Consider the following 9,169-nt stretch of genomic DNA (forward strand, 5'->3'; position numbering starts at 1 on the left):
GCACCCTTCCCGTCCCGGACGACCTTCAGGAGAACAGACATGCGAATCAGAGCCAGGATACGGATCGCAGCCGCGGCAACGGTCGTCGCGTTCGCCGGCGCCACCCTGCCCACATCCGCGTTCGCGTCCGCCGAGACAACCGGCCTCGGCAGCCCGCACATCATCAAGCACCTCGATCTGGCGGCCGGCCAGCAGCCGGAGAACCTCACGACCGAACCGGACGGTTCCCTCGATGTCACCCTGTCCTTCGCGCACCAGATCGCCCGTCTCACCCCGGACGGAGGAACGCACGTCCTGGCCACGCTCCCGGCCCCACCGACCGGGACCACCGCACCCCTGACCGGCCGCGCCTTCATCGGCGGCATCGTCCGGCTCCCCGACGGCACCCTCTACGTCCTCTACTCCGCCGGCACCGATGACCTCACCGGCCTGTGGAGGCTCCGCCCGGGAGGCACCCCGAGCCGGGTGGTCCCGTTGCCGGCGGCCAGCGTCCCCAACGGCCTCGCCCTGCACGGCGGTTACCTGTACGCCACGGACTCCTCGCTGGGCGCCATCTGGCGCATGAGACCAGACGGCACACCAGCGGCGCTATGGAAGAAGGCGCCCGAACTCGCCGCGTGCTCGCCGAGCGGATTCGGCGCCAACGGACTGAAGGTCCACGGCAACGCTCTCTGGATCACCAACATGGACAAGGGCACACTGCTGCGTGTCCCCATCGGACACCACGGCGCCCCCGGTACGGTGCACACCACCGCCACCGGCCTCGGAGCGGTGGACGACTTCACCTTCACCGGCCACGGCGACGATGTACTGGCCGCCGACAACCCCGGAAACCGAGTCGAGCTCATCCGCCCCGACGGCTCTCACACCGTGGTTCTCACCGCCGTCGACGGACTGCAGAACCCCACGTCCCTCGCACGCCGCGGCGACACGGTGTACGTCGCGGACGCGGCCTACTACACGCAGACCGACCCGAACCTGCTCGCAGTGCAGATCGGGCGGAACGCGGGAAGCGGGAACGCGGCACCCGAGAGCCGGTTGCGGCACCGGCCTGGCGGGGTCCCAGAGAGCTGACGACAGCGCCTGGGCCGCCAACGGGTTCAACTATCCCCGGCCGACCTGACCCAGCGGGCGTACTCGGCTGGTGTCCGGCCGTACTGCTTCTTGAAGGCGCGGATGAAGTGGCTGCTGTCGGCGAACCTCCAGTGGGCGGCGGGCTCGGAGATGCCCAGGTGGCCGGATGGCGCGGTGAGGGCGAGCCGGGCCTCTTCCAGCCGGCGGCGGATGTAGGAGGCCACTGACTCTCCTGCCGTGGCGAACGCCCGCTGCAGGGTGCGTACAGAGACGTAGAGCTGACGCGCCAGCGTCGTCGGCGAGAGTTCGGGATCGGCGAGCAATTTGTCGGCGAGGTCCTTGGCGGCCTGGGCGAGCGCGGGAGCCAGCAGGGGTTCCGTATCGTCGAACCGGTTCATGGCCATGGCCTTGGCCAGCTCGATCAGGGCGCTGTGCGCTCCCGTCCTGCGCGGGTCCCGAACCCGACCGGAACTCCTCACCGTGCACCACGTGCCGGAACTGACGCGGGCGGCTGAAGAAGGACCGTTCGTCCAACGGCTTCACACCCCATCTGACACGACCAGCCTCTCGGCATGGCCCAATCCGTAGATCATCCGACCCCGTCATGGCAACGTGGCAGGGCCTTTCAAGCGTCGTCTTCGGGCGTGCCGGAGGACAGTAGCTGGCAGCTGTCGAAGTTCATGCACCCACAGGCGAGGCAGCCGGCGACAGCATTCCGCAGGGCTTGCGTCTCCTGGATGAACTGGTCCAGTTCGGGGATCTTGCGCTGTGCGAGAGTGCGCCATTGCTTGGTGGCGCCTCGGTCGGCGTCGGTGTCCAGTAGTTGGCGGATCTCGGCCAGGGCGAATCCGGCCCGCTGGGCCATTTTGATCAAGGCGATCCGTCGCAGGGTGCTGGCCGGATAGACGCGTCGGCCTGTGACTCGCCGGGCGGTCGGCAGCAAGCCGATGCTCTCGTAGTAGCGCAACGCCGAGGGCCGCATCTTGACCTGCCGTGCAAGGTCACCGATGCCCAGCTCTCGCACTGATCCCCCCTTGACTTCAAGCGCGCTTGAACCACAAGTCTGACTCGGTGCCCCTTTCATCGACAACCCGCTTGTTACCGCCGACGTATCGGCCGTTGTTCGCTCATGTTGAGTTCCGCCGGCTCTTGCCGGCCCTGGCGGCCTCCGACGTCGGTGATGGGATGAGTGTGGTCGCCGTGGCGTGGTTAGCCGTTCTGATTGCGCCTCCGGGTCAGTCGGGGCTCGTCGTCGGTGCCGCGGTTGCCGCCTATGCCCTTCCCGGGGCCGCTGGGGTGCTTGTCTGCGGCCGGTGGCTGCGCCGACTGACTCCTCGGCGGTTGCTGGCCGCAGACAGTTGGCTTCGCGCGTTGCTTCTGGGCTGTGTGCCGTTGGCCTGGGCAGCGGGAGTGCTGCACCCGGTTGTTTATGTCGTCCTGCTCGCCGGGTCGTCGGTGCTGCATGCTTGGGGTGGTGCGGGGAAGTACTCCCTGGTTTCCCAGCTGCTTCCCCCGGATCAGCGTTTTGCCGCGAATGCGCTGGTCAGTTCGAGCGCCTCGGCGTCTGTCGTCGTCGGTCCTGCACTTGCCGGAGTCCTGGCGGCAGTCGTCAGCCCGGCCTGGATCATTGGCCTCGACGCCGTGTCCTTCGCCATTCTTGCCGTCCGGGTCGGTCGGCTGGACGATGTGGCCAAGGCAGGCAAGGTGGCTGAGACGGCTGCGCCGATCGGTACCAGCCGATCGGCCGCCGGTCTGCGTTTGTTGCGCAGGCAGCCTGAGCTTGTCGGGGTTCTCGCGTTGACGTGGTTCTTCAACTTCCTCTATGGACCGGTGGAGGTCGCGCTTCCGCTGCATGTCACCGACGACCTTCACTCGGGTGCGAGCCTGCTCGGGTTGTACTGGACTTTGTTCGGGGCAGGTGCCGTCCTTGGCGGCCTGACGGCTGGCGCGTTGAGCAAGCTTCCGCTGTGGCCGGTCACTCTGGGCATCGTCGCCGGTTGGGGCCTGATGCTTGTGCCCTTCGGCCTGGGCGTGCCAGCCGGCATCTCTCTTGTGTGCTTTGCGCTCGGCGGCATGATCTACGGACCCTTCACGGCGCTGTCCTTCACCTTGTTCCAGAACCGCACCCCGGCAGCCTGGCTGACCACGGTCCTGGCCGCCCGGGGCGCCGCCCTTCTCACCTCCTCCTCGGTGGGCACCGCGCTCGGCGGTCCTCTCAGCACCGCCATGGGGCCTCAGCAGGTGCTGGCTGCTTCGGGGATCGCGACCATCACCCTCGCCGTCGTTGCCACCGCGGTGTGGACCTGGGGGGGAAGCATCGAACGCATTCGCACACCGCCGCACCTCCTTGTGAACTGGATCACAACAGGTCATGAGATGCAGGGGCGCCCCGTCTCCTGTGTGTCAGCACGACGAACGGAGAGCCATGAAGATCCTGATCGCCGGCGCGACCGGTGCCATCGGCAGCCGACTTGTGACCCAACTCGTGGCGCGCGGCCATGAGGTCGTCGGCACCACCCGCTCGGCTGCCAAGACCGATGCCCTGCGCGCGCTCGGCGCCGAGCCGGCCGTCGTTGATGCGCTCGACCCCGACTCGGTGGCCGACACAGTGGCCAAGGCCGAGCCCGAAGTGATCGTCCATCAACTCACCGCGCTGAGCGGACCGGCCGATTTGAAGAGCGTGAAGCAGATGGCGGCCGCCACCAACCGGCTGCGCACCGAGGGTACCGACCATCTGCTCGCCGCCGCGCGCGCCGTCGGCGCCCGCAGATTCGTGGCCCAGAGCAACGCCCTGTGGATGGAACGCACCGGCGGCCCGGTCACCGACGAGCGCGGCCGGCTCGAGCCGAACCCGCCGGCCGACGGCGCGGAGGCGGTGAGCGCGCTGCGCCACCTGGAGGACTCGGTGACCGGCATCAACTGGGCCGAGGGCATCGCGCTGCGCTACGGCGGCCTCTACGGCCCGGGGACTGCTATGAGCGCCGCGCCGGACGCCGTCATGGCCGAGCAGATCCGCAAGCGGAAGTTCCCGATCGTCGGCGGCGGTAGCGGAGTGTGGTCGCTGGTGCACATTGACGATGCCGCGTCGGCCACGGTCGCAGCGATCGAACGGGGCAAGCCCGGGATCTACCACGTCGCCGACGACGAGCCGGCACCGGTACACGTGTGGCTGCCGGAACTGGCCCGCGCACTCGGCGCCAGACCACCGCGCCGCATTCCCGCGTGGCTCGTCCGTCCACTGGCCGGCAAGGCCGCAGTGGACACCATGACGCGGGCCCGCGGGATCTCCAGCGAGAAAACCAGGCGTGAGCTGAACTGGACGCTTCGGTACCCGAGTTGGCGCATTGGCTTCACACAGGGATTGGGATAGCCCGGTATGCCTGCCTCGGATCTGTACAGCGAGCTGCGCCCTCGCGCCTTCGCCATCGCCTACCGCATGCTCGGCAGCGTGAGCGAAGCCGAGGACGTCGTGCAGGAGGCGTTCCTGCGGATGCACCAGACGCTGCAGCGGGATGAGCCCATCACCTCGCCGCGGGCGTACATCGCCACGCTGGCCACCCGGCTGGCCATCGACCAGCTCCGCTCGGCACGCGTACGGCGGGAGACTTATGTCGGCGAGTGGCTCCCGGAACCGCTGGTCACCGGTCCGGCACCGGGCGACCTCGCCGAGATGGCCGACACTCTGTCGCTGGCGTTCTTGGTGCTGCTGGAGAGTCTGACGCCGCGCCAACGGGCCGCGTTCTTGCTGCGCGAGGTGTTCGACTACCCGTACGGGGAGATCGCCGACATCCTGGGGACCGACGTGGACAGCACGCGGCACCTGGTCGCTCGGGCCCGCAAACACCTCGACAAGCGCCGACCGCGCTACCACGTCTCGCAGCGGCAACGAGAAGAACTGGCCCAGGGTTTCTTCGCCGCCGCCCAGAAGGGCGACCTGCGGGCACTGGAGTCGCTCTTGGCTCAAGACGTGGCGCTGCACGGCGACGGCGGCGGCAAGGTGCCGGCACTCGGCCGACCGGTGGGCGGCCGGCAACGTGTGGCCCAAACCGTCCTGCGAGGGTTCTCCGTGTACGCACACCACGGCGTACGCATCCGCGTCACCGAAGTCAACGGCCAGCCCGGTGCCTTGGCGTACGACGCGCAGGAGCGGCTGGTAGGCGTCATGGGACTCGGCATCGCCGAAGGCCGGATCCAGACGATCCACTCCATCAACAACCCCGACAAGCTGAACCACCTGGACCAGGTCAGCGACCTCGGCATCCGCGTGCGCGCCAGCCACCGGACCGGTGGTAGCGGCTGAACGGCCGGGCACACTCATTCGACAGGTGTCATGGCTCCTCCGGCACCGGTCGGGGAAGGACGGAGACCCGCACAAGGTAGGTGAATGCCGCGCTCGCATGGCAAGACATGGACCCCCGTCAGGCGGACCTGCTGGGTCGCAGGGAGGCGGGCGTACGGCCGATGAAGTCCCGTGCCGTACGGGTGAGGTGGGCCTGGTCGGCGAAGCCCGCGGTGGCCGCAGCCAGGGCCGCAGCCCCGTCCGGCAGGCTGGCGATCGCGGTACGGAGCCGGCCCCATCGCCGCAAGTGAGCGAGCGCGATGCCCAAGTCCTGCCGAACCAAGGCCCGCAGCCGCGGTGCCGACAGGCCGACCTCGTCGGCGATGGAAGCGAGGGGCATGTCCGGATCGCACATCGTGCACATGTGAACGGCGTGGGCGACTCTCGGATCGAGCGGTGCCGGGTGCCCTACGACTGCGCGCAGCTCGGCGTATACGGCGGCCAGATCCACGTGGGTGCCGGGCCCCTCGGAGCCGGCCACGTCGAGCGCGTCGAGCAGCCGGCGGACCGTGCCTGCCTCGAGTCGTATCGGTCCCGGGCCGGAGGGCAGCAGCCAGGAGTCGATGAACAAGGCGACGTAGGGCGATGTGGCCGCACAGACGTGGGACAGCTGAGGTGGAACGATCAGCCCGGGCGCGGCGACCATGCGCTGTCCCGGCTGCAGGAGTTCGGCGTGGCCGCCGATCGGCAGCACGGTCTTCCACGCGGGCATCCGATGTTCGGAGACGCGGAAGGGGCGGGACTCGGCGAACATCGTCGCCTCGGTGCCTGCGGCGAAGACGATGCGGCGATCGTTTTGTTCAAGCTCCCAGGCCCGGAGCGAACGGATCATCATGCCATGCACGCTATCGCTGCCATCGGGTTGGCCGTGTTCATGGCGGTAACGGGCGTCATGCACTTTCTGGCTCCCGAATACTTCCGCACGCTGGTACCCGCATGGCTTGGCAGGGAGCGGCTCCTCGTGGCCGTCACCGGGGCCGCGGAGGTCGTCGTGGGTGTGCTGGTGCTGGTTGCGCGCAGCAGACCGGTCGGAGGCTGGATTGCCGCCCTCCTGATCACCTGCTACCAGGTGTCCCACGTTGACGCGGTGCGACATGCGCGGCCCGACCGGCCCCGGTTGCTGGAGCGGCCGGCCGGCGCCGCGGCTCGACTGGCGGTGAACGTCCTGTACATCGTCTGGGCCGTCGTCGTGGCCAGATCCGCGGCCTGACCCCGATGCCTGGCGCCCCGAATGCCCCGGACGGCGCCGAGACCACCCGTAGTCACAGAGGAAGCTACATTCTATGAGTCACCGCATCGTCGTCCTGGGCGCCGGTTACGCCGGTCTGTCGGCAGCCAAGCGCCTCGCCCGCAACCTGCGCCGCAACGACGTCACCGTCACGCTGGTCAATGCCTCGGACCGGTTCGTGGAACGCGTCCGGCTCCATCAACTCGCCGCAGGGCAGCGACTGGCGGTACTGCCGTTGCGTCAACAGCTCAGCGGCACACCGGTCCGACTGGTCGTCGGTCGTGTGACCGCGATCGACACCACCGCCCGGACCGTGTGCATGGGCGACGAGCAACGAGTGATGGTCTACGACACTCTGGTGTACGCGGCGGGCAGCCAGGCACGGCTCGACGAGGTGCCGGGAGCAGCCGAACACGCCCACGCCGTCGCCAGCCCCGAGCAGGCGAACCGGTTGCGGCACCGGATTGCCGAGATCGAGTCCGGCGGCACGGTCGCCGTGGTCGGTGCAGGACTGACCGGGCTGGAAACCGCCTCGGAACTGGCCGAGAGTCATCCCGGGCTGCACGTCCGGCTGTTCACCGATGCCGATGACGTCGGATCCCGGCTGGCCCTGCGAGGCCGGACCCATCTGCGGCGCGCTCTCGACCGGCTGGGCGTCTCGATTCATCCCAAGACCGTCGTCATGTCCGTGCGGGACAACGGCGTGGACACCCTCGACGGCAGGGCGTTCGCCGCCGACGCCGTCGTATGGAGCACCGGGTTCCGTGCGCCGGACCTGGCGCGCGAAGCAGGGTTCGCCACGGATGACAGTGGCCGGATACTCGTTGACGCCACCCTGCGCTCGGTCTCGCATCCCGAGGTGTACGCCGTCGGCGACGCCGCCGCAGGAGCATCGGTGAGCGGAGAACCAAGTCGAATGTCCTGCCAGGCGGCACTGCCCATGGGCCGTGGCGTGGCCGATGTCGTCGCGGCTCGGTTGACGGGCCGGGAATCGGGGCCGGTCCGGATCGGCTACGTCTTCACCAACATCAGCCTGGGCCGGCGCGACGGTGTCGTGCAGTTCACCCGTGCCGACGACCGCCCGCGCAGGTTCGTCCTGACAGGCCGCGCTGCGGCAGCGTTCAAGGAGGCGGTTGTGCGCAGCACGGTACGTTCCGGGCTGCGCGGCGAGAAGCACCGGTCAACACGTGGGGGTCAGCCCTGACGGGAAGAGACGTACCTTCCTGGTGGATCGATCGACAGGTCGTTGAGTAAGGCGGAGGTTGCGGTGTCGGTGGCGAAGGCAAACCCGTGCTTGCGGTATGCGACGAGGACGCCGGCACGCCAAGCGGCATCTGACTGCCGGATGAGATCGCCCGAGGGAGCGGGCGGCGGATGGTCGAGTCGTGGGCCGACCCGCTGCGCGACTGTGACCGCCGGGGCATGGAGCCCGCACCCTCGCGGTCTGCAACGGAGTCCCGGGCTTCCGAGGGTTCCAGGCCGAGGTCGTGTCCGCCACTCGCGGACAAAGGTGCTGGTTCGCAAAACGGCGCGGCCTGGCTCACGCACCGGGCTGCGCCACCGGCTGCGCACCCATCCCGCGGACAAGGGCATGCGCCGCAGCATGGGCGAGCGAGATTTCATCGCGCTGATCGACGGCGCTCACCAACTCGTCAAGGCGCCGATCGTGCTGGTGTGGGACCGGCTGAACGCCCATGTCTCCCGCGCGATGCGGGACTTGATCGCTGAGCGTGAGTGGCTGACAGTGTTCCTGCTGCCCCCTGCTCGCCCGACCTCAACCCGGTCGAGGGCGTGTGGGCGCACGTCAAACAGAGTCTGGCCAACCTCGCCGCCGTCGCCCTCGACCGCCTGGAGACGCTCGTCCGCAACCGGCTCAAACGTCTCCAGTACCGGCCCGGCACCCTCGATGGCTTCATCGCTGGAACCGGCCTCGACCTCGGCGAACGGACGGCATCACCTTGATCAGCCGAAGTCAGTGGCAGCGGGCCGATGGGTGATCTTCAGCAATCGCGTGGCTCGCCGGGACGGACCGATGGACTGAGGTCCGGTGTAAGGAGCCGGAGAACCTGCCCCGCCTCTTTGGGGGCGTCGCCGAGCGCATGAGTCTGCTCGTGCCCGGCGACGCCCGACGTTTGCGGCGATCAGGCCGATTCGGAGCGGGTCGAGGTGATCACGACGGATGTGTAGGGCATGGTGGCGTGGCCGCCGAGCTTGTCGATCGCGGTCCCGGCGCTGTCCAGGACCTCGGCCATTTTGTCTGCGGGGAGTTGGGTGAGGCCGCCGAAGGTGGGGAGCTGGTCGAGCCACTCTTCTCGAGAGTAGGTGCGTTCCCAGGCGAAGCGCCATTGTTCGGGCTCGCTGAAGCTGCCGGCCTGCCGGATCCCGTCGGCGATCTTCGCGAACAGCGGCTGGTATGCGTCCACGGCCGATCCTCTCAGTGGGCGTTAAGTCCGTTTCTGGTAGCGGCCTCGTCCGGGTTGGGTGAGGAAGCCTTGGCGGACGAGGCGTCCGAGGCGGCTGCGGGTGAC

Annotated in this window: 9 protein-coding genes and 2 pseudogenes; 7 read left to right on the top strand and 4 right to left on the bottom strand. The window is 68.7% G+C overall.

The window, feature by feature from the left end; genetic code table 11:
* The first annotated feature begins 39 nt into the window (after window positions 1–39).
* The gene (locus tag ACZ4MF_RS44975) at window positions 40–1,074 is read left to right on the top strand and encodes an SMP-30/gluconolactonase/LRE family protein (RefSeq protein WP_467499689.1); all 1,035 of its coding nucleotides are present in this window, start codon (window positions 40–42) and stop codon (window positions 1,072–1,074) included.
* A gap of 26 nt (window positions 1,075–1,100) precedes the next feature.
* Here the strand turns inward: ACZ4MF_RS44975 and ACZ4MF_RS44980 are convergent, their stop codons facing one another.
* Window positions 1,101–1,553 (bottom strand): helix-turn-helix domain-containing protein, encoded by a 453-nt coding sequence (locus tag ACZ4MF_RS44980; protein ID WP_467499690.1) that lies wholly within the window; start codon window positions 1,551–1,553, stop codon window positions 1,101–1,103.
* Between the two features lie 146 nt (window positions 1,554–1,699).
* The gene (locus tag ACZ4MF_RS44985) at window positions 1,700–2,098 is read right to left on the bottom strand and encodes a MerR family transcriptional regulator (protein WP_467499692.1); all 399 of its coding nucleotides are present in this window, start codon (window positions 2,096–2,098) and stop codon (window positions 1,700–1,702) included.
* A gap of 47 nt (window positions 2,099–2,145) precedes the next feature.
* On the opposite strand from ACZ4MF_RS44985, the gene ACZ4MF_RS44990 reads away from it, so the two are divergent.
* Genes ACZ4MF_RS44990 through ACZ4MF_RS45000 form a run of 3 tightly spaced genes read left to right on the top strand, consistent with a single transcriptional unit; the run spans window position 2,146 to window position 5,374 of the window.
* Entirely contained in the window at window positions 2,146–3,576 is a 1,431-nt protein-coding gene (locus ACZ4MF_RS44990) for an MFS transporter (protein ID WP_467499704.1), read from the top strand.
* A complete protein-coding gene (locus tag ACZ4MF_RS44995) occupies window positions 3,500–4,444 on the top strand; it encodes an NAD-dependent epimerase/dehydratase family protein (protein WP_467499694.1) in 945 nt (314 codons plus the stop codon). Before ACZ4MF_RS44990 ends, ACZ4MF_RS44995 begins: the two co-directional genes overlap by 77 nt.
* A gap of 6 nt (window positions 4,445–4,450) precedes the next feature.
* Window positions 4,451–5,374 (top strand): RNA polymerase sigma-70 factor, encoded by a 924-nt coding sequence (locus ACZ4MF_RS45000; protein WP_467499696.1) that lies wholly within the window; start codon window positions 4,451–4,453, stop codon window positions 5,372–5,374.
* Between the two features lie 118 nt (window positions 5,375–5,492).
* Here the strand turns inward: ACZ4MF_RS45000 and ACZ4MF_RS45005 are convergent, their stop codons facing one another.
* Window positions 5,493–6,248 (bottom strand): helix-turn-helix domain-containing protein, encoded by a 756-nt coding sequence (locus tag ACZ4MF_RS45005; protein ID WP_467499698.1) that lies wholly within the window; start codon window positions 6,246–6,248, stop codon window positions 5,493–5,495.
* A 3-nt stretch (window positions 6,249–6,251) separates the two neighbouring features.
* On the opposite strand from ACZ4MF_RS45005, the gene ACZ4MF_RS45010 reads away from it, so the two are divergent.
* The 3 genes and pseudogenes from ACZ4MF_RS45010 to ACZ4MF_RS45020 all read left to right on the top strand — a co-directional run.
* Window positions 6,252–6,623: a MauE/DoxX family redox-associated membrane protein gene (locus ACZ4MF_RS45010; protein ID WP_467499700.1), complete on the top strand. Its 372-nt coding sequence runs from the start codon at window positions 6,252–6,254 to the stop codon at window positions 6,621–6,623.
* A gap of 73 nt (window positions 6,624–6,696) precedes the next feature.
* Entirely contained in the window at window positions 6,697–7,845 is a 1,149-nt protein-coding gene (locus ACZ4MF_RS45015) for an NAD(P)/FAD-dependent oxidoreductase (RefSeq protein WP_467499701.1), read from the top strand.
* Between the two features lie 324 nt (window positions 7,846–8,169).
* Window positions 8,170–8,603: pseudogene (locus tag ACZ4MF_RS45020) on the top strand (transposase); the annotation flags it as partial.
* A gap of 179 nt (window positions 8,604–8,782) precedes the next feature.
* Here the strand turns inward: ACZ4MF_RS45020 and ACZ4MF_RS45025 are convergent.
* Window positions 8,783–9,079, bottom strand: a pseudogene (locus tag ACZ4MF_RS45025) (SAM-dependent methyltransferase); the annotation flags it as partial.
* Window positions 9,080–9,169 lie beyond the last annotated feature (90 nt).

Source organism: Streptomyces sp. NPDC025793 (assembly GCF_055558375.1).

Coding starts and splice junctions, on each gene's coding strand:
- ACZ4MF_RS44975 (WP_467499689.1), top strand. CDS start 40: ATGCGAATCAGAGCCAGGATACGGATCGCAGCCGCGGCAACGGTCGTC.
- ACZ4MF_RS44995 (WP_467499694.1), top strand. CDS start 3,500: ATGAAGATCCTGATCGCCGGCGCGACCGGTGCCATCGGCAGCCGACTT.
- ACZ4MF_RS45000 (WP_467499696.1), top strand. CDS start 4,451: ATGCCTGCCTCGGATCTGTACAGCGAGCTGCGCCCTCGCGCCTTCGCC.
- ACZ4MF_RS45005 (WP_467499698.1), bottom strand. CDS start 6,248: ATGATGATCCGTTCGCTCCGGGCCTGGGAGCTTGAACAAAACGATCGC.
- ACZ4MF_RS45010 (WP_467499700.1), top strand. CDS start 6,252: ATGCACGCTATCGCTGCCATCGGGTTGGCCGTGTTCATGGCGGTAACG.
- ACZ4MF_RS45015 (WP_467499701.1), top strand. CDS start 6,697: ATGAGTCACCGCATCGTCGTCCTGGGCGCCGGTTACGCCGGTCTGTCG.